We start from the raw sequence: 23,904 nt of genomic DNA on the forward strand, positions 1-23,904 counted from the left end.
ACCACGGCTGGCGGCTTTTTTGCCGTGGGCTGCTGGCTTGTCTCGCTTGCCTCGCTCAGCATCGCGCTCGTCTCTGACATCGGCTCTGTCTGAAGCTCTGTCTTCGGCGCTGCCGACGCGGCGCTCTCATCCAGTTCTGGCGTCGGCGTTTCTGGAATCGCTGCCTGCGGGGCCGGAAGCGCGATCAGCGCGTCCGACGGCACGGCCTGTGGCACGTGCCCCGACATGAACAGCCGCTTGACCGGCCCGAAGCTCTTGCGGTGCAGGGTGAGGATGCCATGTTCCTCGATGGCGGCCTGATGCTCGCGAGTCGGGTAGCCCTTGTGACGCGCGAAGCCGTAGACGGGGAAGCATGAATCCAGCGCTGCCATCTGGGCGTCGCGATGCACCTTGGCCAGAATCGAGGCCGCACCGATGGCAGCGTGGCGCAGATCGCCCTTCACCACCGCCATACCGGGAATCTCGTGCCCCGGCAGGCGGTTGCCATCCACCAGCAGGTATTCCGGGCGCACGCCCAGTGCATCGATGGCGCGGCGCATGGCCAGGTGCGTGGCCTGATAGATATTCAGCTCATCGATCTCGTCACTGGTGGCCTCGGCGATCGACCACGCCCAGGCACGAGCCCGAATCTGTTCGTAGAGCGCCAGACGCTTCTTCTCGCTGAGCTTCTTGGAGTCCGTGATGCCCTCGATGGGGTCATTCGGGTCCAGAATCACCGCTGCCGCCACCACCGGGCCGACCAGCGGCCCACGCCCGACCTCGTCGATACCGGCCAGCAACTGCCCCTGATAGGGAATCACCAGCGGCGGAAAATCATCGGCGGGTTTACGCTTGCGCGCAGAAGGCGTGGTGGTGTGACTGTCGGCAGAGTCGGTCATGATATCTCGAGGCGTAAGACAACAGGCAGAGCGCCAATGCGATCTGCCTGTCGAGGTGATTCAATCAAGGGTAGCGCAATGTCTGGCGGCGACACGCGAGATCAGCGTCCTGCCAGTTCACCGATGGCGATGGCGGCCGCGGCGCTGGCATCACAGGTCAGTTCACGATGCATGGCGGTGAAACGCTCACGCAGCTCTCGTTGGCGGGCGACGTCACCGGCGGCACGTGACAGCAATGGCGCAAGGCTTTCCTCGATGGACTCCGGCGTGGCGGCGTCCTGGATCAGCTCCGGCACCAGCGTCTCGCGGGCGATCAGATTGGGCAGGGAAATCCACTCTGTCTTGACCATATGCCGCGCGATGCGGTGCGTCATCGGCGCCATGCGATAGGCCACTACCATCGGGCGATGACACAGCAGACACTCGAGCGCCGCTGTGCCGGATGCCAGCAGCACCGCATCGGCGGCGGTCATCGCTTCACGCGATTGGCCATCCACCAGATGGATGCGACTGCGATCCAGCCCTTCGCGCTCCGCCATCAACGACTCGAGCTCGGTACGCCGCAGCGGCGTGGCCGCCGGGATCACCACCTCAAGGCCGGGATAACGCTGACAGAGACGCTCGATGGCGGCCAGGAAGGTCTCGCCGAGAAAGCGGATCTCGTTGGCGCGGGAACCCGGCAATACCGCCAGCAGCTGCACTTGCGGGTCGATCCCCAGCTGCTCACGGGCAGCAGCGCGATCATCCTCGAGCGGCAATTCATCGGCCAGTGGATGGCCGACGAAGGTCACCGGCACCTGATGCTCACGATAGAAGGCGGCCTCGAAGGGCAGGAAGGTCAGCATGCGGTCGACGGCGCGGCGAATGGTCTTCACGCGCCCCTGACGCCAGGCCCACACGGAGGGACTGACGTAGTGCGCGGTGATGATGCCCTGCTTGCGCAGGCGCAGCTCGAGCCCCAGATTGAAGTCCGGGGCATCGATGCCGATCATCACGTCGGGTTGCCACTCGAGGGCGTCGCGCAACAGATGGCGACGCACCTTGATCAGCGCCGGCAGATGCTTGAGCACCTCGACCAGCCCCATCACCGACAGCGTTTCCAGCGGATAGAGGCTGTCGAAGCCCTCGGCCTGCATGCGCGGCCCCCCGATGCCACGGAACTCGACATCGGGATAGCGCGCCTTGAGCGCGCGCATCAGGCTGGCACCGAGAATGTCACCGGAGAGCTCCCCGGCTACCAGGTAGATGCGCATGCTCAGCGAGTCAGACCGCGAGTGGACGCCTTGAGCGAGGCGATGAAGACATCGCGCTCGGCCAGCGGCGGCTCGGCTTCCAGCTGCTCGAGGGCTTGCGCCAGCGTCAGGCCCTGACGGAAGACCGTCTTGTAGGCCGTGTTCAGCGCGGAGATGGTCTCGCGGCTGAAGCCACGACGCTTGAGGCCGACACTGTTGAGGCCATGCGCTTCCGCCGGATGGCCATTGACCATCACGAAGGCCGCGATGTCCTTGGTGATGATGGAGCCACCACCCGCCATGGCATGTTCACCGATATGGCAGAACTGATGCACCGCCGACAGGCCACCCAGAATGACGTGGTTGCCGAGATGGACATGGCCACCCAGCGTCGCCTGATTGGCCATGATGCAGTCGTCACCGATGATGCAGTCATGGCCGACATGCGAGTAGGCCATGAACAGGTTGCGACTGCCGATACGCGTGAGGCTGGCATCCTGGACGGTGCCGCGATGCAGGGTCACGCCCTCGCGGATGACATTGTCATCCCCGATTTCCAGGCACGTCGGCTCACCGGCGTACTTCTTGTCCTGACAGTCCTCGCCCACTGACGCGAACTGGAAGATACGGTTGCGCTCACCGATGACGGTGGTGCCCTTGATGACGACATGCGGCCCCACCACCGTGCCAGCGCCGATCTCGACATCAGCCCCGATCACGCAAAAGGGGCCGACCTCGACATCATCGGCCAGGCGGGCGCCGGGATCGACAATGGCAGTAGGATGTATCAAGCGACCTTCCTCTCGGCACAGATGATTTCGGCCTCGCAGACCAGATCGCCGTCGACCTTGGCCTGACAGGCGAATTTCCAGATGCCACGCTTCTCGCGCAGCACGCGGGCGCTGATCTCGAGCTGGTCACCCGGCATCACCGGGCGCTTGAAGCGCACATTGTCGCTTCCGACGAGATAATAGATGTAGCCATCGGCGGGACGTTTGTCGACGGTCTTGAAACCGAGAATACCCGCCGCCTGAGCCATGGCTTCCACGATCAGAACGCCCGGCATGATCGGGTGCTCCGGGAAGTGACCATTGAAGAACGGCTCATTGATGCTGACGTTCTTGCGCGCGACGATGAACTCGCCAAGGGTCAGGTCCATGACACGATCGATCAGCAGGAAAGGATAGCGGTGCGGGAGATACTCACGGATCTCGTTGACGTCCATAACCATTGGCTTGCAACCTCTGAAATAACGAAATGCCTGCCGCTCGCGGGCAGGCATGTAATGACGGTCCGGACCGCCGTTCGGGCAATGGCGCGCATTATAGCGTCCTTGCGCGTGGCTGGCAGCCGCTCATTGCCCGACAGTGCGCCAAGCAGGTGCGAGACTCTGCTCTGGACAGGTACTACCCGGGCTTGCAGTACTACTTGTCCTTCAAACTCTTCTCGACCTGATTCAAGCGTCGCGCCAACTGATCCAACTGCTTGAAACGTACAGCATTTCTGCGCCACAGGCCGTTGTCCATCGCGCCGGTGCCGGAGGAATAGACGCCCGGTTTGGTGATGGAGTTGGTCACCAGGCTCATGCCGGTCACCTGCACGCCATCGGCGATTTCCAGGTGCCCCGCCAGACCCACGCCACCGCCCATCAGACAATAGCGCCCGACCTTGGTGGAGCCGGCGATGCCGACACAGCCCGCCAGCGCCGAGTGGTCACCGATCTGCACGTTGTGCGCGATCTGGACCTGGGAGTCGATCTTGACGTCATTGCCGATGATGGTGTCGCCGAGCGCGCCACGATCGATGCTGGTGCAGCTGCCGACTTCGACATCATCGCCGATCAACACGCCGCCGAGCTGGGCGATCTTGTGCCAGCCCTTGCCATCGTGGGCAAAGCCGAAGCCATCGGCGCCGATGACACAGCTGCTGTGGAGCACCGCACGGGCCCCGATCACCACGCCATGATAGAGCGTGACATTGGGATGCAGTAGACAGCCCTCGCCCAGCACGCTGTCAGCCCCGATCACGCAACCCGCCTGAATGCGCGTGTTGTCACCGATGCTGACACCCGGACCGATCACGACCTGCGGGCCGACCTCGACATTGGCCCCCAGGGTTGCGGTCTCGTCGATGACGGCACTGGTGTGCACGCTCGCCTGAGGCTCGACCGCCAGCGGGTCGAACAGACGCGACAGCTCAGCGTAGGCCAGATACGGATTGTCCAGCACGAGGGCATTGCCCTTGCACTCTTCAAGATGGCTTTCATGCAGCAGCACGGCAGTCGCGGCGGTTTCCCCGAGATACTTGAGGTAGGCGCGATTGGCGAGGAAGGCGATATCGCCGGGCTCAGCATCGACCAGCGTCGACAGGCCGGTGACCCGGACAGCCGGGTCACCGACGAGACGAGCGCCCAGCCGCTGAGCCAGATCCTCGAGAGTGTAAGAGAATTGTCGCTTTTTCATTCTGTCTCTGGGCGCTGGGCGCCTCTGGCTCGCATTCGCGTTGGCATGCTCGGATGCAACACATCCCGCACGCTTGCGCGCGCGGGATGCACTCAGTTGAGCGAGTTGAACACCTGAGTCACTTCATTGGTCAGGTCCATACCGTCCTTGCTGTAGACCGTCGCATTGCGATCGACCAGCAGCTCGATGCCATGCTTGTCGACGACCTGCTGGATGGCCTTGTCGAGCTTCGGCTTGGACTGCTTGAGGAAGGTCTGCTCCGCCTGTTGCTGCTGCTGCTGGACCTGGCCACGCAGCTGCTGGAACTGGCCACCCTTCTGGCGCAGCTGCTGCTGCACGGACTGACGCTCGGAATCGGACATCACGGCGCCATCCTTCTGCAGCTTGGCCTGCAGGGATTCCAGTTCCTTGGCGAGTGCCTTGGCCTGGTCCTGCTTGCCGGCCAGCTGATTCTTGAGCTGGTTCATGGAAATCTTGGCCGAGTCGGAACTCAACAGCGCCTGGCGCCAGTCGAGGACCGCGACTTCGGTGGCCTGTGCCAGCATCGGAGTCGCCATGGCGGCAAGGCCACCAGCCAGACACAGGGCGCGGGTCAATTTACGCATCACACAAACTCCTTGTAGGCCTGTTGTTCAGTCACTGATGACTCAGTGACTGACGGTGTGAGGACCGGCGACAGAACAGGGACAGCGCCGCCGGTGGTCGTGACGAAAGCCGCACCGGCCAAAGCGGGTGCGGCATCGTACGGCCTTAGAAGGTCTGGCCCAGCGAGAACTGGAAGATCTCGGTGTCATCGTCGTCATCGTCACCGATCGGCTGGGCAACACTGAAGGTCAACGGACCTACCGGCGTGATCCACGACAGGCCGATACCGGCACTGTAATTCAGCTCACCCAGGTCGACGCCGCTTTCACAGCTGCTGGTATCACTGGAGCTCACGTCGTAGCACGACGTCAGATAGGTGTTACCGGCATCGACGAAGAACGACGGCTGCACGGAGCGCTTGTCCTTGATGAAGGGCATCGGGAAGATCAGGTCCACCCCACCTTCGATCAGGATGTTGCCGCCGATGGTATCGTCGTCGCCATCGTTCTGCTCGGTGGTGGCCTGCCCCAGGGTATTGGAGCTATAGCCACGCACGCTGCCCAGACCGCCGGCATAGAAGTTCTTGAAGAACGGATAGGTATCGCCGGAGAACGAGTTGGCATAGCCCAGCTCGGTACGGAACTTGAGTGACCAGTCCTGACTCAGCTCGAAGAACTTGGATCCCTTGTAGCGGAGCTTGTAGTAATCCGCATCGGAGCCCGGCACCGCCACTTCCAGCGACAGCAACTGAGAGCTGCCCGCCGTGGGCAGGATGCCACGGTTGAGGTTGTTGCGAGACCAGCTGGCCGTCAGCTTGTAGAGGTTGAAGTCTTCGCCTTCATCCTCGATGAACTGGGTGACCTCCGCCGGGCTGTCATCGAAGTCCTTGACGCGCACGAACTCGTAACCGCCGCCGAAGTTCAGGCGTGACAGCTCGTTGATCGGGTAACCGAAGTTGATGCCACCGCCGAAGCTGTCGGTCGCGTAGCTGGCGACGTCGTCATCATCGTCGTAGTCCACCTTGCGGTAGAACATGTTGTAGCCGCGCGAGATGCCATCCAGCGTCCAGTACGGGTCGGTATAGCCGAAGCTGACGTTGGTGTAGTCATCCGACTTCTGGGCGTTGATGTTGACTTCGTTACCGGTGCCCAGGAAGTTCTTCTGCGACAGACCCACCCCGTAGATGACACCGTCTCCCTGGGAGAAACCGACCGACGCCGAGATCGAGCCTGACGGCTGCTCCTCGACGTTGTAGTTGACGTCCAGCTGGTCCGGCTCGCCGGCGACAGGGCGCGTGTCGACATCGACCTGCTTGAAGAAGCCGAGGCGCTCAAGCTTCTGCTTGGACTGCTTGATCTTGTCGGTGGAGGCCGGCGCACCTTCCAGCTGGGTCATCTCACGACGCAGCACTTCGTCTGCGGTAGTAGTGTTGCCCTTGAAGTTGATGCGACGCACGTAGGCGCGCTTGCCGGGGTCGACCGCGAAGGTCAGATCGACGGTGTCGCTCTCCTCGTTGACCTCCGGCACCGCATTGACCTTGGCGAAGGCGAAGCCGTCGGCACCCAGCGCCTGGCGCAGCGCCTCGCTGGAAGCGGTCACATCACGCTGGGAATAGAGGGCATCCGGGGCGAGCTTGACCAGATCGCGGGCACGCTCTTCCTTCATCTTCAGGTCACCGGCAAAGCCGATGTTGCCGATCTTGTACGGCTTGCCTTCATCGACGTTGATGGTGACGAAGATCTCGGACTTGTCCGGCGAGATGGACACCTGGGTCGAGCGCACCTGGAAGTTGACGTAACCGCGATCGAGATACCAGGACTTGAGGGTCTCGATATCGCCGGTCAGCTTCTCACGCGAATATTCATCATCGGAGAACCAGCCGAAGAACCAGCTCGGCTTGTCTTCCAGCTCCAGCTGTTCGCGCAGGGTCTCGTCATCGAAGGCATCGTTGCCGACGATGTTGATCTGATGAATCTTGGCGATCGCGCCTTCCTTGACGTCGATGTTGACCTGCACGCGGTTGCGCTCGAGCTCCTCGACAGAGGTCTCGATACGCGCGCTGTAGCGGCCCTGAGCCTGGTAGACACGCTCGAGCTCACGCTGCATCTCTTCCAGCGTGGAGCGCTGCAGAACCTGACCCTCGGCCAGCCCTGCTTCCTTGAGGCCCTTGCGCAGGTCTTCGTCGGGGATCTGCGAGTTGCCGTCAATCTCGATCTTGGAGATCGTCGGACGCTCGACCACATCGATGATCAGGACATCGCCATCACGCTTGAGGCGGATGTCGTCGAACAGGCCCGTATCGAACAGCTGACGCGCTGCCGAGGACAGGTCCTCTTCTTCCACATTCTGATCCGCGGAGACGGGGAAGGCGTTGAAGACGGTGCCCGCAGACACGCGCTGGAGGCCCTCTACCCGGATGTCCGAAATTTTAAAAGATGCGGCCAAGGCGCCCTGACTGGCCCCGAGCAGCGCAGCTGCCAATCCAATGGTCTTGAGTTTCATGCAGTCGCTTCGCTTCTCTGGATTCCGCCCGCTTGGGTGAACAGGCACCTTATACACAACCCCCTGCAACTGACAAGACAGCTGCGAGTGAGGATCGGCAATCGGGGCCGAAGTCGTGTGGGCATGATGACGGGAGTTGATCGCATTGACCAGCCCGTGCAATGAATTGACCCCCATGGGCATCGACAGTTCAGATTCGGTTCATCCTGCGGGAGCCATCACGTGCTGATGACTCCCCGAATCCATCACCAAAGACGCATGAGATCGAAATAGATGGCCATCAGCATGAGGGAGCCGACCAGCGCCATGCCGATCTTCAACCCTGCATCCTGGACCCCTTGCGAAAGTGGTTTGCCGCGCACGGCTTCCACCAGATAGAACAGCAGGTGACCGCCATCCAGCACCGGAATCGGCAGCAGGTTCAGGACACCCAGGCTGATGGAGAGATAGGCCATGAAGCCGAGGAAGGCCTCGAGGCCAGAGCGCGCCGTGTCGCCGGCGATACGCGCGATGGTGATCGGGCCAGACAGATTGGACGGTGCGATCAGACCGACCAGCATCTTGCGGATCGAATCCAGCGTCAGCACCGTCATCTCGCCGGTCTTGCCGACGGCCTGGCCGACGGCCGCCAGCGGCCCGAAGCTGAGCTCGCGCTGATACTGCTCGGGCCAGCTGACGTTCTCGACGCCGGCGCCGACCTGCCCCACCACACGCCCGTCATCGAGCGAATTGCTGGCAGGCGTCAGTGACAGCGTCTCTTCCTTGCCATCACGTGCCACCAGTACTGACAGCGTCTCGCCCGGCGCACCGCGCACGCGCTCGACGAAATCGATCCAGTCGACCACCAGGGTGCCATCGATGCTGACGATGCGGTCACCTGCCTGCAGACCTGCCGCCTGTGCGGCGCCACCGTCCAGCACACGCCCCAGCACCGCCGGCAACTGAGGACGCCAGGCCGTGATGCCCAGCGTCACCAGCGGACGCGGCGGATCCTGATCGACCAGGAAGCGTGTCACATCGAGGGACTGCTCGCGCGTGGCGCTGGCACCCTCGGCACGCGTGGTGAGCGTCAGGCTGTCATCACCGATCGCACCGATCAAGCGCAGGTTGACCTCATCCCACGAGGGAGTGGCCTGACCATTGATGGCGACGATCTCGGTCTTCGGCGCCAGGCCAGCGCGGCCGGCCGGCGAGTCCGGCGCCACGGCACCAACCATCGGCACCACCGTCGTGGTACCGGCGACGAACAATGCCCAATAGGCGACGATGGCCAGCAGGAAGTTGGCCAGCGGGCCCGCCGAGACGACGGCGATACGCTTCCAGACGGATTTGGTATTGAAGGCCAGATGACGCTCGGCCGGATCGACCGGCCCTTCGCGCTCATCCAGCATCTTGACGTAGCCACCCAGCGGGATGGCGGCGACCCCGTACTCGGTGCCGTGACGATCGGTCCACGACCAGAAGGGTTTGCCGAAGCCGATGGAGAAGCGCAGCACCTTGATGCCGCAACGACGCGCGACCCAGAAATGACCGTACTCATGGATGGTGATCAACACCCCCAACACGACGATCACGGCAAGAATATTCTGGATCACACCCATCACGCGCTCCTGGAGATTGGTGCCCGAGATGGGCAGCCTGCCTTGCCACGCTCACGAAGACAGTGACAAGACAGTGCAAGATAGGATTTCAGGGCCCGGCGAGGGCCAACTCGGCGGCGGCCAGCTCACGCGCCGCCGCGTCTTCGGCGAGAATCACCTCGAGGCCATCCACCGCCAGCGGCGGGCGTGCCTGCATGACAGCCTGTACCACTGTCGGGATACGATCGAAGGCCAGGCGACCCTCGAGGAAGGCAGCCACTGCCACCTCGTTGGCGGCATTCATCACTGCAGGCCAAGTGCCGCCCGCCGCGATGGCCTCTCGCGCCAGCCGCAGACACGGGAAGCGCGTCTCGTCGGCGGCACGGAAATCGAGACGCGCGACCTGAAACAGGTCCAGCGGCTCGACACCGGCATCGATACGCTCCGGCCACGCCAGCGCATAAGCGATCGGCGTGCGCATGTCAGGATTGCCCATCTGGGCCAGCACCGAGCCATCACTGTAGGCCGCCATCGAGTGAATCACGCTCTGGGGATGCACGACCACCTGAATGTCGTCCGGCCCGCAGGCGAACAGCCAGCAGGCCTCGATCAGCTCCAGGCCCTTGTTCATCAGGGTGGCGCTATCGACGGAAATCTTGCGCCCCATCGACCAGTTGGGATGCGCGCAGGCCTCGTCCGGCGTCACCGTCGCCAGCCGCTCGACGGGCCATTCGACATCATCGCGGAACGGGCCACCAGAGGCGGTCAGCAACAGCTTCTCGACGCCGATCGGCGCCAGACCATCACGATGCTGGGCCGGCAGGCACTGGAAGATGGCGTTGTGCTCGGAATCGATCGGCAGCAGGGTCGCCCCGTGCTGTTTCACCGCATCCATGAACAGCTGCCCGGCACACACCAGCGCTTCCTTGTTGGCCAGCAGCACGCGCTTGCCAGCCCGCACCGCAGCCAACGTCGGCAACAGGCCAGCCGCGCCGACGATGGCGGCCATCACGCTATCGACTTCAGGCGCCTCGCTGATGTCGACCAGCGCCTGCTCACCATGGCGCACCTCGATGGGCGTGCCCTGATAGCTCTCGACGCCCTCGAGTGCCTCACTGAGCCACGCAGCCGCCTCGGATGAGGCGATCACCGCCACCTGCGGGCGATGCGTCAGACACAGCTCCAGCAACGCCTCGTGACGCGTGGCAGCGCTGAGTGCATGCACCCGATAGCGCTCGGGATGGCGCGCGATCACATCCAGGGTGCTGGACCCGATGGAGCCGGTCGCGCCGAGGATGGTGATGCGCTGCAACGCAGACGCCTCAAGAGGAGTCTCGTGGCTCACGCTCACGTTCACATTCGTGCTCACGCACCACCTCCCAGCACCCACGGCAACAGCAGGGCAAACAACGGTACCGCCGCGGTCAGGCTGTCGATGCGATCCATCACGCCACCATGACCGGGCAGCAGATGGCTTGAATCCTTCATCTGACGCTGGCGCTTGAACATGCTCTCGAGCAGATCACCCAACACCGAGACAGCCGTCACGCCCAACGTGACCAGCAGCAGCGGCAGCCAGTCGGCCAGCCCCGCCAGCGCATAGCCGGTCGCCAGCAGGCCGGTGGCCACCAGGCCACCGTAGACGCCCTCCCAGGACTTGCCCGGACTGACGCGTGGCGCCAGCTTGCGCTTGCCGAAGCGCTTACCGGAGAAGTAGGCACCGATATCCGCCGCCCACACCATCAGCAGCACATACAGCAGCCACTCGCCGCCACTGGCCTTGAGCTGCACGAAACCGAACCAGGTCGGCAGCAGCGCCAGCACACCGACACCCAGCCGCACGCCGGTCGCCTGCCATTCCTGGCTGGCGGCCGGATAGCGCATCACCCAGCGCAGATTGACCAGCCATGCCAGTGCCGCCAGATACAGCGGCCAACGCGCAAGAGCGCCATCGACCTGCCAGACCAGCAGCATCAGCACGCTGAGCACCAACGGGAACAGGAGGCGTGCCATGCCGGCACGCACGCCAGACAGGTTGGACCACTCCCAGGCGGCCAGCGCGACGACAGCCCCGGTGAAGGTGGCAAAGGCGGCACCGTCGAGGCCGAACAGCCCCCACAGCGCCAGCGGCGCAAGAATGAGCGCGGTGATGATTCGTTGTCTGAGCACTAGAGCCCCTCGGCGTCGAGTTGTTCGCTGGTCATGCCATAACGACGCTGACGCAGGGCGTAGGCGCTGAGCGCTTCATCGAAGGCCGCCGCGTCGAAATCAGGCCACAGCACGGGCGAGAAATAGAACTCGGCATAGGCCAGCTGCCAGATCAGGAAGTTGGAGATACGCTGCTCACCGCTGGTGCGGATACACAGATCCACCTCCGGCAGTTCACTCAGGCACACTTCCGCCCCGAGGCGCGACTCGTCGATATCCGCTGCCTTGAGCTCGCCGCGCTCGACCTGCTCCGCCAGACGGCGGGCGGCCTCGGCGATATCCCAGCGGCCGCCATAGTTGGCGCAGATCACCACGTGCATGCCGCGATTGCCGCGCGTCATGTCTTCGGCGCTCTGGATATGCTTTTGAATCGAATTGGAAAAACGACTGCGCTCGCCGATGACCGAGAGTCGGATATCGTGGCGATGAAGCTTCTTGACCTCGCGCTTGAGCGCCAGCAGAAACAGCTCCATCAGCGCACTGACTTCATTGGCCGGACGCTTCCAGTTCTCACTGGAGAAGGCAAACAGGGTCAGCACTTCCACGCCCTGCTCGGCAGCGCGACGGATGGTACTGCGGACGGTTTCGGCACCGGCGCGATGGCCGCGTATGCCAGCCCAGCCGCGGGACTTCGCCCAGCGGTTGTTGCCGTCCATGATGATCGCCACATGGCGTGGCGTGGAGGGGGAATTCGGTGACGTCATGGGGTCTCGCTACGAGCACCGGATGCCGCCGGCAAACGCCGGCGGCAGACCCGATCAGACCTGCATCAGGTCGGTTTCCTTGTGCTCCAGAGCACTGTCGACTTCCGCCACATACTTGTCGGTCAGCTTCTGGATCTCGTCTTCTCCGCGACGTGCATCGTCTTCGGAGATGTCCTTGTCCTTGAGCAGGCTCTTGATGTCGCCATTGGCGTCACGACGCACATTGCGGAGCGCCACGCGGGCGTTTTCCGCTTCTGCACGCGCCTGCTTGGTGTAACCGCGACGCGTCTCTTCCGTCAGCATCGGCATCGGGACGCGAATCACGTCACCGGCGGTGGACGGGTTGAGACCCAGGTCAGAAGTCATGATGGCCTTCTCGACCTTCGGCACCATGGGCTTTTCCCACGGCACGACAGTCAGGGTGCGCGCATCTTCGGTGGTGATGTTGGCCACCTGATTCAGCGGTACCTGGCTACCATAGTAATCGACCGTCACGGCATCCAGGATGCTGGGATGCGCACGACCCGTACGGATCTTGCCGAAGGCGGCACCGAGGGACTCGATGGTCTTCTTCATGCGTGATTCGGCGTCTTTCTTGATGTCGTTGATCACAGTCTTACCCTCTATCAATCAGCGTGCCTTCCTTGCCACCCACCACCAGGTTGAGCAGCGCGCCTGCCTTGTTCATGTTGAACACCCGCACCGGCATGTCATGGTCACGTACCAGGCAGATGGCGGTCAAATCCATCACGCCAAGCTTCTGGTCCAGCGCATCATCGTAGCTGAGGCTGTCGTACTTCACGGCGTCCGGGAACTTGACCGGGTCCTTGTCGTAGACACCATCCACCTTGGTCGCCTTGATGACGGCATCCGCGTCGATCTCGATACCGCGCAGACAGGCAGCGGAATCGGTGGTGAAGAACGGGTTGCCGGTACCGGCGGAGAAGATGACCACATCGCCAGACGTCAGATAACGGATGGCGGTACGGCGATCATAATGTTCTACCACGCCACTCATCGGGATGGCAGACATCACGCGTGAACGGATGTTGGAGCGTTCCAGCGCATCACGCAGCGCCAGACCATTCATCACGGTCGCCAGCATGCCCATATGGTCACCGGTCACACGCTCCATGCCGACTTCCTGCAGGGCTGCGCCACGGAACAGGTTGCCGCCACCGATGACGATGCCGACCTGGACGCCGATGCCCACCAGCTGACCGATTTCCAGCGCCATGCGATCCAGCACCTTGGGGTCGATGCCGAAATCGCCATCGCCCATCAGGGCCTCACCGGAAAGCTTGAGCAGTATGCGCTTGTACTTGGCATTGCGTTCAGCGGAAATGGTGGCCATGCGAATCTCTCCTGATACTGACATACGGGGAACGGGGCGGCCCGAAGGCGGGGGCCAGATACACGATGGCGTGCGACTATGCGCACGCCATCATGAGAAGCGAAAACAGTCAGCCCTTACGCGCGGCTGGCCTGCTCACGGACTTCAGCTGCGAAGTCGACTTCTTCCTTCTCGATACCTTCACCGACTTCCATGCGCACGAAGGATACCACTTCACCACCGGCGGCCTTGACGAACTCGGCGACGGTCTGGTTCGGATCCTTGACGAACGGCTGTTCGGTCAGGCTGTTCTCGGCCAGGTACTTCTTCAGACGACCCTGGGACATCTTCTCGGCGATTTCCGCCGGCTTGCCTGCCATGTCCGGCTGGGCAAGGATGATGGCCTTTTCAGCGTCCATCTGTTCCTGCGGCATGTCGGACGGACGTGCACAGACCGGGTTGACGGCTGCGACGTGCATGGAGACGTCCTTGGCTGCTTCACTGGTACCGCCGTTCAGCAGGGTCAGTGCTGCGATGCGGCCGCCGTGGACGTAACCACCGACGACGCCGCCAGCCGGCGCTTCGACCAGCTCGGCACGACGAACGGAGATGTTCTCACCGATCTTCTGAACCAGCTGACCACGGGTGTCTTCCAGCTCGCCTTCCATCAGGGAAGCGATGTCGGTGTTCTTGGTAGCGAACACACGATCGGCGATCAGCTGGGTGAAGGCCTTGAAATTGTCATCACGAGCGACGAAGTCGGTCTCGGAGTTGATTTCGACCATCACGCCGTAGCTGGCGTCGTCGGCGACCTTGATGACGATGGCGCCTTCAGCGGCCACGCGGCCAGCTTTCTTGGCGGCCTTCAGGCCGGAGTTCTTGCGCAGGTTCTCGATCGCCAGCTCGATGTCGCCACCGGCTTCGGTAAGAGCCTTCTTGCATTCCATCATGCCGAGCGCAGTACGCTCACGCAGTTCCTTGACCATAGATGCGCTGATAGCTGCCATGGGATGAAACCTCTGTCGTGTCGACGTCTTTGAATACGGGAATTCGGTCACGACCGCTGAACGGTCGCAAATAAGGGGGCCGTGGCCCCCTCATTGCCTGACCTGACTGCCACCTGGCTAGGCCATGCCGCACTTAGTGTAGCGCAGCGTTTGTGACAGTCAGATCAAGCCGCCAGGATCACTCTGCTGCGTCTTCTTCAGAAGCAGTTTCGACGAACTCACCGGCCAGCTCTTCTTCCTTGTTCTTGCCACAGGCGCCTGCAATTGCCTGGACATAGATCTGGATGGCGCGGATGGAGTCATCGTTACCCGGGATGACGTAGTCCACGCCGTCCGGGTTGGAGTTGGTATCGACGACGCCGATGACCGGGATACCCAGCTTGTTGGCTTCGTTGATCGCGATGCGCTCGTGGTCAACGTCGATCACGAACATTGCGTCCGGCAGGCCGCCCATGTCCTTGATACCGCCGATGGAACGCTCGAGCTTCTCCTGCTCACGAGTGGCCATCAGGACTTCTTTCTTGGTCAGCTTCGCGAAGGTACCGTCTTCATGCATCTGCTCGATTTCACGCAGGCGCTTGATGGACTGACGGATGGTCTTGAAGTTGGTCAGCATGCCGCCCAACCAGCGATGGTTGACGTACGGCTGACCCGCCTTGCGAGCTTCTTCCTTGATGATCTTGCCGGCAGCGCGCTTGGTGCCCACGAACATGATCTTGTTGCCATTGGCAGCCATCTTCTCGACCACTGACACGGCTTCGTTCAGCGCCGGCAGGGTGTGCTCGAGGTTGATGATGTGGATCTTGTTGCGAGCGCCGAAGATGAACTTGGACATCTTCGGGTTCCAGTACTTGGTCTGGTGACCGAAGTGTGCGCCTGCCTTGAGCAGATCGCGCATGTTGACTTGCGCCATGTGAATATCTCCTGGATATCGGGTTGGGCCTCCACGTCCCCCATGGATCCGACCGCTTGCGCGGCACCCGGGACCATGTGACGGAACGTGTGTGGATTGGGGTTATGTACGTCAGTCCTTCAATCTCGCCTCGGCCAGGCGCCCGGAGGTAGCCGATCGAGGAGAATTTGCAGGAAAGCGCGCGGCTTTATACCATAGCTCGACCACGATATGAAGTCGCCACTGCCCGACGCGGCATGCGATGCGTCGCGCCATTCCCCCGTCACGCGCGGCCTGGCGGCGTTTCATCCCTCTTATCTCCTGCCTCGAGTCCTCATGAACATTCCCATCAAGACAGCTGAAGAAATCGACAAGATGCGCGTCGCCGGCCGTCTGGCGGCTGAAGTGCTGGAGCTGCTCGACGAGCATGTCCGTCCCGGCGTCACCACGGGCGAGCTCAACCGCATCGCGCACCATCACATCACCGAAGTTCAGGGCTGCATTCCGGCGCCGCTCAACTACCACGGCTTCCCGAAATCGATCTGCACCTCGATCAATCACGTGGTCTGTCACGGCATCCCCGATGACAACAAGAAGCTAAAGAAAGGCGACATCCTCAACATCGACATCACCGTGATCAAGGACGGCTATCACGGCGACACCTCGAAGATGTATATCGTCGGCGAGCCGAGCATCCAGGCCGAGCGTCTGTGCCGCGTCACCCAGGAATGCCTCTATAAAGGCATCGAGCTGGTACGTCCGGGCGTACGCCTGTCAGAAATCGGTCGCGCGATCCAGAAGCATGCCGAAGCGGCAGGCTACAGTGTCGTGCGTGACTTCTGCGGCCACGGCATCGGCGCCGGCTTCCATGAAGACCCGCAGGTGCTGCACTATGACGGCTACGAAGCCCGTGCCGACGCCGAGCTTCTGGAAGGCATGTGCCTGACCATCGAGCCGATGGTCAATGTCGGTGGCTACAAGGTGAAGGTCCTCAAGGACGACTGGACGGCCGTCACCAAGGACAAGAGCCTCTCGGCCCAGTGGGAGCACACCCTGCTGGTCACCGCCACCGGCGTCGAGGTACTGACACGTCGCACGGAAGAGGACCTCTCCTTCCTCGAGGGTTGATCAAGATGCTCCTGCACCACTATCACTTCGTCGAGCGTGAAGCGCTCTACGATGCCGTCACCTTCGACGGCGAGCTGGCCACGACGAAGACCCCCATCCCACTATTCAAGCGGGCTCTGGCACAGGTACAGGAGCGTCTCGAGGCTCGCTTCAAGGCGGGCGCCGACATCCGCGACCTCATCCATGGTCGTGCCCGCGCCATCGATCGCCTGCTGGCCATCGCCTGGCAGCGTCAGACCTGGCCGGATGACGGCATCGCCCTGCTCGCCGTGGGCGGCTACGGCCGCGGCGAGCTGCACCCGCATTCCGACATCGACCTGCTGCTGTTGCTGGAGCAGGACGACGACACGCCCTACCGTGAGGCGCTGTCCGACTTCATCACCTTCCTGTGGGACATCGGTCTCGAGATCGGCCAGTCCGTGCGCTCGCTGAGTGACTGCGAGCGTGAGGCACGCGCCGATGTCACCGTCATCACCAACCTGCTGGAATCCCGCGTCATCGCCGGCCCGCAGCGGCTGCGCGAGGCCATGCGTGAACGTCTGGCCACCGACCGTCTGTGGCCGGCCGAAGCCTTCTTCGAGGCCAAGTGGCAGGAGCAGATCGCCCGTCACCACAAGTTCGCCAACACCGAATATCACCTCGAACCCAACATCAAGTCATCGCCCGGCGGCCTGCGCGACATCCAGATGATCGGCTGGGTCGCCAAGCGTCACTTCGGGGTCGAGCGCTATGACAACCTGGTCGCGCTGGGTTTCATGAATGATGCCGAACTGCGCATTCTCAGCCAGGGCCAGGCCTTCCTGTGGCAGGTACGCTTCGCGCTGCACATGCTGGCCGGGCGCGCCGAGGACCGTCTACTGTTCGACCACCAGCGCACCATCGCCGAGCTGTTCGGCTTCCGCGACACGCCCGAACATCTGGCGGTCGAGCAGTTCATGAAGCGCTACTACCGCCACGTCACCGCCCTGGCGGGCCTCAACGACATGCTGCTGCAGCACTTCGACGAGGCCATCCTGCGCCACGATGAGCCGGTCAACATCGTGCCGCTCAATCCGCGCTTCGAGATCCGCAGCGGCTACATCAGCCTGCGCGAGGAAGGCGTGTTCCGCCGCCGTCCCGCCGCGTTGCTGGAGCTGTTCCTGCTGATGGCGCAGCACCCCGAGATCGAGGGCGTGCGCGCCGATACCATCCGCGCGCTGCGTGATCATCGCCACCAGATCGACGACGCCTTCCGCGACGACGTACGCCACCAGAGCCTGTTCATGGAGCTGATGCGCTGTGGCGGCAACGTGCCCCGCGTACTCAAGCGCATGGCGCGCTACGGCATTCTCGGCAAGTATCTGCCGGCCTTCGGGCGTGCCGTGGGACTGATGCAGCATGACCTCTTCCACGTCTACACCGTCGATGCGCATACCCTGCGCCTGCTCAAGGTCGCCCAGGAATTCCGCGCCCCCGATGCCGAGGAGGAATTCCCGGTCGCCGCGACCCTGATCCGCGAGCTGCCCAAGCTGGAGCTGCTGTGGATCGCCGGGCTCTATCACGACATCGGCAAGGGCCGTGGCGGTGACCACTCCGAGATCGGTGCCGTGGAAGTCGAGGACTTCGCGCGCCGTCATGACCTCAGCCCGCGCGACACCCGCACCCTGAGCTGGCTGGTGCGCCACCACCTGCTGATGTCGATGACCGCCCAGAAGCAGGACATCGCCGACCCCGAGATCATCACCCGCTTCGCCGAGATCGTCGGCGACGAGACGCACCTCGATTACCTCTACGTACTGACGGTGGCCGACATCAACGCCACCAACCCGTCGCTATGGAACGGCTGGCGTGCGGCCTTGCTGCGCCAGCTGCACATGGAGACACGCCGGGCGCTGCGTCGTGGCCTCGAGCATCCGCCGGAGCGCCATGAGTGGATCACCGAGACCCGTGAGGAGGCGCTGTCCCTGCTGGCTGGCATGGGCACTACCCGCACTGACGCCGAGGCGCTGTGGGCCAGCCTCGGCGACGACTACTTCGTGCGCTACGCGCCCAGCGAGGTGGCCTGGCACACCCAGGGCATCCTCGCGCGCCAGGCGGCACCGCAGCTCGACGAGCATGGCGAGCCGCTGCCGCTGGTGCTGACCAGCGCGCCCACCGAGGAGATGACCGAAGGCGGCACCAAGGTCTTCATCCACACGCGTTCGGTGGACAACCTGTTCGCGGCCACCGCCGCGGCGCTGGAGCAGCTGGGGCTCTCGATCCACGATGCGCGCATCGCCACCTCCAGTCACAACTGGACGCTCAACACCTTCATCCTGCTCGACGATGACGGCGAGCCGATCCGCGACGCCGCACGCCTGGCCGATATCCGCACCCATCTGGTCGAGGAGCTGGATGACCCGGATGACTACTCGGTGATCGTCAATCGCCACACGCCGCGCCAGCTCAAGCACTTCCGCATCGCGCCGCGCATCACGCTGAGTCAGGACTACACCAACGGCCGCAGCGTGCTGGAGGTGATCGCCTCGGACCGCCCGGGCCTGCTGGCGCGCATCGGCCGCGTGTTCATGGAGCACGAGATCGCCATCGATGCCGCCAAGATCGCCACCCTCGGCGAGCGCGTCGAGGATATCTTCTTCATCACCGACCGCGCCGGCGAGCCCATCACCGATCCCGAGCGCCAGACACGCCTGCGTGACGCCCTGACCGAAGTCCTCGAGGTCGGCGAGCGCGGCTGAGGCGCGTGACGGCACGTGACGAGAGTACAGAGGGAAAGCGCCGGCCGGCACCCCGCGATTGAGGGGACCGGCCGGCTTCCCTATAATCGCGAGTCGACCTGCATGGCAGTCCGGCGACTCGCGGACGCCTTCCTCCCTGCTCGGCCGGCAGCCTGGCTGCCACGGCCATCACCCATGGAACGTGCATGAACCCGGATCTCGACCAGCTCAAGCCCTACCCGTTTGAAACCCTGGCCAAGCTGCGCGAGGGCGTCGTGCCCAATCCCGCTCTGGACCCGATTGCACTGACCATCGGCGAGCCGCGTCACGCGCCGCCCGAGTTCGTGCTCGACACCCTGCGCGAGCACATCATGGGCGTGGCCAAGTATCCCGCCACCGGCGGTCTGGGGGAATTGCGCCAGGCGATTGCCGACTGGCTCGCGAAGCGCTTCTTGCTCAACGCCACGCCGGATATCGACCAGCAGGTCCTGCCGGTCACCGGCACCCGCGAGGCACTGTTCGCCTACATCCAGGCCTCGCTGGACAGCAGCCGTCCGGCGCGCGTGCTGGTGCCGAACCCCTTCTATCAGATCTACGAAGGCGCGACGCTGCTGGCCGGCGGTGAGGTCACCTACCTGCCCTGCCCTGCCGAGAATGGCTTCCGCCCCGACTACGCCGCGGTGCCGGCCGAGGTGTGGCGTGATACCCAGATCGTCTTCGTCTGCTCGCCGGGCAATCCCACCGGCGCCGTGACACCGCTGGCCGATTTCCAGCAGCTGATTCGCCTCGCCGACGAGCACGATTTCCTGATCGCCTCCGATGAGTGCTACTCGGAGCTGTATCTCGACGAAGCCACACCGCCGCCGGGACTGCTGCAAGCCTGTGCCGCCATGGGCCGCGATGACTATGCGCGCTGCGTGGTCTTCCACTCGCTGTCCAAGCGCTCCAACCTGCCGGGCCTGCGCTCAGGCTTCGTGGCCGGCGATGGCGAGGTGATCCGCCGCTTCCGTCACTACCGCACCTATCACGGCTGCGCGATGCCGCTGCATCACCAGTACGCTTCCATCGCTGCCTGGAATGATGAAACCCACGTGCTGGCCAATCGCGATGCCTACCGCGAGAAGTTTGCCGCCGTGACCGAGATCCTCGCACCGGTGATGGACTTCCCGACTCCGGAAGCCAGCTTCTATCTCTACCCGGCCGTGCCGGGCGGGGACGACGCCGCCTTCACCCGCGAGCTGCTGCGTGAAGAGGCGGTCGGCGTGCTGCCGGCAAGCTACATGGCGCGCGAGGTGGACGGCGTGAATCCGGGTGCCGGACGCATTCGTCTGGCACTGGTGGCCGAACTGGAACAGACCGTCGAAGCCGCCCGGCGCCTGCGTCGCTTCGTCGAACGCCTGCGCTGAGCGCCAGGCCCGCACGGGCTGACAGCAACCCAATACTGGATGACAGCCCCGCCCGGCGGGGCGGATTGGCTCAAGGAGACCGCCATGCACGTGCTCTACGGCATCAAGACCTGCGATACCTGCCGCAAGGCGCGCCGCGCCCTCAACGACCGGGGCGTGCCCTACCGCTGGCATGACCTGCGCGAGGATGGCCTCTCCGCCACTCTGCTGGAATCCTGGCTGGAGCAGACCGCCTGGAGCAGCCTGCTCAACAAACGCAGCACCAGCTGGCGCAACCTGAGCGATGAACAACGTGACAGCCTCGATGCCAACTCGGCACGTGCACTGATGCTGGAGCACCCGACCCTGATCAAGCGCCCTATCCTCGAACGCCATCCGGCCGAGGACGAGGTGGATCTGGTGATCGGCTATGACAAGGCGGTCTACGAACCGCAGGACTGAGTTACCTCTTACACCACTGGACACCCCGGAGATTGACACGATGTTGAGCCTTGCCCTCGGAATCGGCACCCAGAACACCACCGGCGACTGGCTGGAAGTCTACTATCCTGCCCCGCTGTTCAAGCCGACCGCTGCCGTTGCTGACGCCGCTCGCAAGGCACTGGACGCACCGGCTGGCACCACCGCCACCAGCTTCCTGCCGGAACACTGCGCCGCCCTGGCCAGCGCCCTGCGCGACGCCGGTGACAGCGCCCAGGCCGAACTGGCCGAGAGCCTGGCCGCCAGCCAGCGCCCGCTGGTCGCGATGTTCCTCGAGGAAGACGCTGCCCCGCAGAGCGTGCCGGAGGTCTACCTCAAGCTGCACTTGCTGTCTCACCGCATGGTGCGTCCGCACGGCATCGACCTGACCGGCATGTTCGGTCTGCTCAAGAATGTCGCCTGGACCAGCGAAGGCGCCATCGACATCGAGGAGCTGCCGGCGCGTCGCCTCAAGGCCCGTCTGGAAGGTCGCACCCTGTCCGTGGACTGCGTCGACAAGTTCCCGAAGATGACCGACTACGTGGTGCCGACCGGCATTCGTATCGCCGATACCGCGCGTGTGCGTCTGGGCGCCTACCTGGGCGAAGGCACCACCGTGATGCACGAAGGCTTCTGCAACTTCAATGCCGGCACCGAAGGCCCGGGCATGATCGAAGGCCGCATCTCCGCAGGCGTCTTCGTCGGCAAGGGTTCTGATCTGGGCGGCGGTTGCTCCACCATGGGCACCCTGTCCGGTGGCGGCAACATCGTCATCAAGGTCGGTGAAGGCTGCCTGATCGGCGCCAATGCCGGTATCGGCATCCCGCTGGGCGATCGCTGCACCGTGGAAGCTGGCCTCTACATCACCGCCGGCACCAAGGTCATGGTCTTCGACAACGAAGGCCAGGAAGTCGAGACCGTCGCGGCCCGTGAGCTGGCGAGCCAGGACGACCTGCTGCTGCGTCGCAACTCCGTCACCGGCCGTGTCGAGTGCCGCACCAACAAGAGCGCCATCGCGCTCAATGATGCCCTGCACGCCCATAACTGAGGCGCGTGACGATGGTCTGTCAGGGGCTGCACCTCTGACAGGCCGTCGTGGCATTTCCCGGCTCGGGCAGCAGTGTCCGGGCCGGCGTGAAGACACTTCGTCTCTCCTCCCGAATTTCGCGCTGTCGCTCCTTGCGATGACGCCTGCAGCGATGGCCCATGATGACTGATTCACACGCACCGCTTCCGCCACGCCCCGCCGATCTGTCTCCGACGCTGGAGCTGGCCTTCGATCTCATCTCACGCCCTTCGGTCACACCGGATGATCTGGACTGCCAGGCCCTGATGATCGACCGTCTCGAGGCACTTGGCTTCACGATCACCCGCCTGCCCTTCGGTGATGTGGAGAATTTCTGGGCAGTACGCGGTCATCATGGTCCGGTGCTGGCCTTCGCCGGCCACACCGACGTCGTGCCCACCGGCCCGGAAGCCAACTGGCAGTACCCGCCATTCTCACCGTGCATCGATGACGCCGGCTTCCTGTGTGGCCGCGGTGCCGCCGACATGAAGGGCTCGCTGGCGGCGATGCTGACCGCCACCGAGCGCTTCGTGACCGCCAACCCGGACCACGAAGGCCGCATCGCCTTCCTGATCACCTCCGACGAGGAAGGCCCGGCGGTCCACGGCACCCGTGCGGTGGTCGAGTATCTGCGCGAGCATCACGAGCGCCTCGACTACTGCATCGTCGGCGAGCCGTCCTCCACCGACTACGCCGGTGACGTGATCAAGAATGGCCGTCGCGGCTCGCTGGGTGCGGTCATGCACGTCAAGGGCATCCAGGGCCATGTGGCCTACCCGCATCTGGCGCGCAACCCGATCCACGATGCCGCCCCGGCGCTGGCCGCCCTGGCCGCCGAGCATTGGGACAACGGCAACGACTTCTTCCCGGCGACCAGCTTCCAGATCTCCAACATCCGTGGCGGTACCGGCGCGACCAACGTCATCCCCGGCGAGCTGGAAGTGGTATTCAACTTCCGCTATTCCACCGAGCTGACCGCCGATGACCTCAAGCGTCGCACCTACGAGATCCTCGAGAAGCACGGGCTGGACGTCGAGATCGAGTGGAACCTGAGCGGCGAGCCCTTCCTGACGCCGGAAGGCGCGCTGGTCGATGCCGCCGTGCACGGCGTGGAACGCGCGCTGGGATGCAAGCCGGTGCTGTCCACCTCAGGTGGCACCTCCGATGGTCGCTTCATCGCCACGCTCGGCACTCAAGTCGTCGAGCTGGGGCCGGTCAATGCGACCATCCACAAGATCGACGAACGCGTCATGGCCAGTGATCTGGACCGACTCTCCAGCGCCTACGAGCACATCCTGGAATACCTGTTTGTCCCCGCGACCCGAGAGACCACGGCATGAGCGACACCCCGCACAATGACGCCGATGAGCAATACCCGGACATCGAGATCTACCTCAAGCCCTTGAGTCTGGAAGCGCTGGGCGCCTGGCTGGGCGAGCAGTTCGGTCAGGTCGTCGTCTTCCAGCCGGCCGGCAAGCTGCAGCACCGTACACGCCTCACGCGTGATGGCGCCGAGATCGCGGTGCTGGTGGTCGAGAAGGTCGCCGATGGCTTCGCCAGCCTGTGGTTCGATAGCGCCAGTACTCCCTGGGCACGCGATGTCGACTGCGCACGCGCCGCCGCCAGGGCCCTGCAGGTCGAGACGCGCTGCTCGCTGGGCAGCTGGCAGCCCGGTGATGAGCCGGACCGCTTTTTCCGTGTCATGGCCGATGGCAGCGAAGAGGCGTTTACCTGGCCGGACAAGGGCTGAGTGACCCGCCTCTTCT

The 23,904-nt window shown here is 63.6% G+C and carries 21 protein-coding genes and 1 pseudogene; 7 read left to right on the forward strand and 15 right to left on the reverse strand.

What is annotated here, in order from left to right:
• Positions 1-233 precede the first annotated feature (233 nt).
• The 15 genes and pseudogenes from rnhB to rpsB all read right to left on the reverse strand — a co-directional run.
• Positions 234-878 (reverse strand): annotated as a pseudogene (rnhB, locus tag F8A90_RS15670) (ribonuclease HII); the annotation flags it as partial.
• A gap of 101 nt (positions 879-979) precedes the next feature.
• Positions 980-2,131 (reverse strand): lipid-A-disaccharide synthase, encoded by a 1,152-nt coding sequence (gene lpxB, locus F8A90_RS15675; RefSeq protein ID WP_200017873.1) that lies wholly within the window; start codon positions 2,129-2,131, stop codon positions 980-982.
• 2 nt (positions 2,132-2,133) lie between these two features.
• A complete protein-coding gene (gene lpxA / locus F8A90_RS15680; protein ID WP_200017874.1) occupies positions 2,134-2,901 on the reverse strand; it encodes an acyl-ACP--UDP-N-acetylglucosamine O-acyltransferase in 768 nt (255 codons plus the stop codon).
• A complete protein-coding gene (fabZ, locus tag F8A90_RS15685) occupies positions 2,898-3,341 on the reverse strand; it encodes a 3-hydroxyacyl-ACP dehydratase FabZ (RefSeq protein ID WP_043333010.1) in 444 nt (147 codons plus the stop codon). The genes lpxA and fabZ overlap by 4 nt, the downstream gene beginning before the upstream one ends.
• Positions 3,342-3,534: 193 nt before the next feature.
• The gene (gene lpxD, locus F8A90_RS15690) at positions 3,535-4,572 is read right to left on the reverse strand and encodes a UDP-3-O-(3-hydroxymyristoyl)glucosamine N-acyltransferase (RefSeq protein ID WP_200017875.1); all 1,038 of its coding nucleotides are present in this window, start codon (positions 4,570-4,572) and stop codon (positions 3,535-3,537) included.
• A 92-nt stretch (positions 4,573-4,664) separates the two neighbouring features.
• Complete coding sequence (locus tag F8A90_RS15695) at positions 4,665-5,177, reverse strand: OmpH family outer membrane protein (protein WP_043333014.1); 513 nt, start codon at positions 5,175-5,177, stop codon at positions 4,665-4,667.
• Positions 5,178-5,322: 145 nt separating this feature from the next.
• Positions 5,323-7,659, reverse strand: coding sequence for an outer membrane protein assembly factor BamA (bamA, locus tag F8A90_RS15700; RefSeq protein WP_172978726.1), 2,337 nt, complete (start codon positions 7,657-7,659; stop codon positions 5,323-5,325).
• A 245-nt stretch (positions 7,660-7,904) separates the two neighbouring features.
• Positions 7,905-9,260: a sigma E protease regulator RseP gene (gene rseP / locus F8A90_RS15705; protein WP_200017876.1), complete on the reverse strand. Its 1,356-nt coding sequence runs from the start codon at positions 9,258-9,260 to the stop codon at positions 7,905-7,907.
• 88 nt (positions 9,261-9,348) lie between these two features.
• Positions 9,349-10,551, reverse strand: coding sequence for a 1-deoxy-D-xylulose-5-phosphate reductoisomerase (gene ispC, locus F8A90_RS15710; protein WP_200020082.1), 1,203 nt, complete (start codon positions 10,549-10,551; stop codon positions 9,349-9,351).
• A gap of 53 nt (positions 10,552-10,604) precedes the next feature.
• Entirely contained in the window at positions 10,605-11,408 is an 804-nt protein-coding gene (locus F8A90_RS15715) for a phosphatidate cytidylyltransferase (RefSeq protein WP_200017877.1), read from the reverse strand.
• A complete protein-coding gene (gene uppS, locus F8A90_RS15720; protein WP_043333020.1) occupies positions 11,408-12,151 on the reverse strand; it encodes a polyprenyl diphosphate synthase in 744 nt (247 codons plus the stop codon). Before uppS ends, F8A90_RS15715 begins: the two co-directional genes overlap by 1 nt.
• Before the next feature lie 54 nt (positions 12,152-12,205).
• The gene (gene frr, locus F8A90_RS15725; protein ID WP_043333023.1) at positions 12,206-12,763 is read right to left on the reverse strand and encodes a ribosome recycling factor; all 558 of its coding nucleotides are present in this window, start codon (positions 12,761-12,763) and stop codon (positions 12,206-12,208) included.
• Between the two features lie 4 nt (positions 12,764-12,767).
• Positions 12,768-13,505, reverse strand: a complete 738-nt coding sequence (gene pyrH, locus F8A90_RS15730) for a UMP kinase (RefSeq protein ID WP_225347344.1) — start codon at positions 13,503-13,505, stop codon at positions 12,768-12,770.
• Between the two features lie 116 nt (positions 13,506-13,621).
• Positions 13,622-14,491: a translation elongation factor Ts gene (gene tsf, locus F8A90_RS15735; protein WP_166018611.1), complete on the reverse strand. Its 870-nt coding sequence runs from the start codon at positions 14,489-14,491 to the stop codon at positions 13,622-13,624.
• A gap of 178 nt (positions 14,492-14,669) precedes the next feature.
• Positions 14,670-15,404, reverse strand: coding sequence for a 30S ribosomal protein S2 (gene rpsB / locus F8A90_RS15740; RefSeq protein WP_175089676.1), 735 nt, complete (start codon positions 15,402-15,404; stop codon positions 14,670-14,672).
• 315 nt (positions 15,405-15,719) lie between these two features.
• Here rpsB and map point away from each other — a divergent pair, with 315 nt between their 5' ends.
• The 7 genes from map (at position 15,720) to F8A90_RS15775 (ending at position 23,888) form a co-directional block, all read left to right on the forward strand.
• Positions 15,720-16,511: a type I methionyl aminopeptidase gene (gene map, locus F8A90_RS15745; RefSeq protein ID WP_043333030.1), complete on the forward strand. Its 792-nt coding sequence runs from the start codon at positions 15,720-15,722 to the stop codon at positions 16,509-16,511.
• A 5-nt stretch (positions 16,512-16,516) separates the two neighbouring features.
• The gene (locus F8A90_RS15750; RefSeq protein ID WP_200017879.1) at positions 16,517-19,228 is read left to right on the forward strand and encodes a [protein-PII] uridylyltransferase; all 2,712 of its coding nucleotides are present in this window, start codon (positions 16,517-16,519) and stop codon (positions 19,226-19,228) included.
• A gap of 185 nt (positions 19,229-19,413) precedes the next feature.
• A complete protein-coding gene (gene dapC, locus F8A90_RS15755; protein ID WP_200017881.1) occupies positions 19,414-20,613 on the forward strand; it encodes a succinyldiaminopimelate transaminase in 1,200 nt (399 codons plus the stop codon).
• Between the two features lie 84 nt (positions 20,614-20,697).
• Positions 20,698-21,054: an ArsC family reductase gene (locus F8A90_RS15760; protein ID WP_200017883.1), complete on the forward strand. Its 357-nt coding sequence runs from the start codon at positions 20,698-20,700 to the stop codon at positions 21,052-21,054.
• A gap of 40 nt (positions 21,055-21,094) precedes the next feature.
• Positions 21,095-22,120 (forward strand): 2,3,4,5-tetrahydropyridine-2,6-dicarboxylate N-succinyltransferase, encoded by a 1,026-nt coding sequence (gene dapD / locus F8A90_RS15765; RefSeq protein WP_131432783.1) that lies wholly within the window; start codon positions 21,095-21,097, stop codon positions 22,118-22,120.
• Between the two features lie 161 nt (positions 22,121-22,281).
• The gene (dapE, locus tag F8A90_RS15770) at positions 22,282-23,478 is read left to right on the forward strand and encodes a succinyl-diaminopimelate desuccinylase (protein WP_200017885.1); all 1,197 of its coding nucleotides are present in this window, start codon (positions 22,282-22,284) and stop codon (positions 23,476-23,478) included.
• The gene (locus tag F8A90_RS15775) at positions 23,475-23,888 is read left to right on the forward strand and encodes a hypothetical protein (protein ID WP_043333036.1); all 414 of its coding nucleotides are present in this window, start codon (positions 23,475-23,477) and stop codon (positions 23,886-23,888) included. Before dapE ends, F8A90_RS15775 begins: the two co-directional genes overlap by 4 nt.
• The last annotated feature ends 16 nt before the right edge of the window (positions 23,889-23,904 follow it).

The organism is Cobetia sp. cqz5-12 (assembly GCF_016495405.1).
GTDB lineage: Bacteria > Pseudomonadota > Gammaproteobacteria > Pseudomonadales > Halomonadaceae > Cobetia.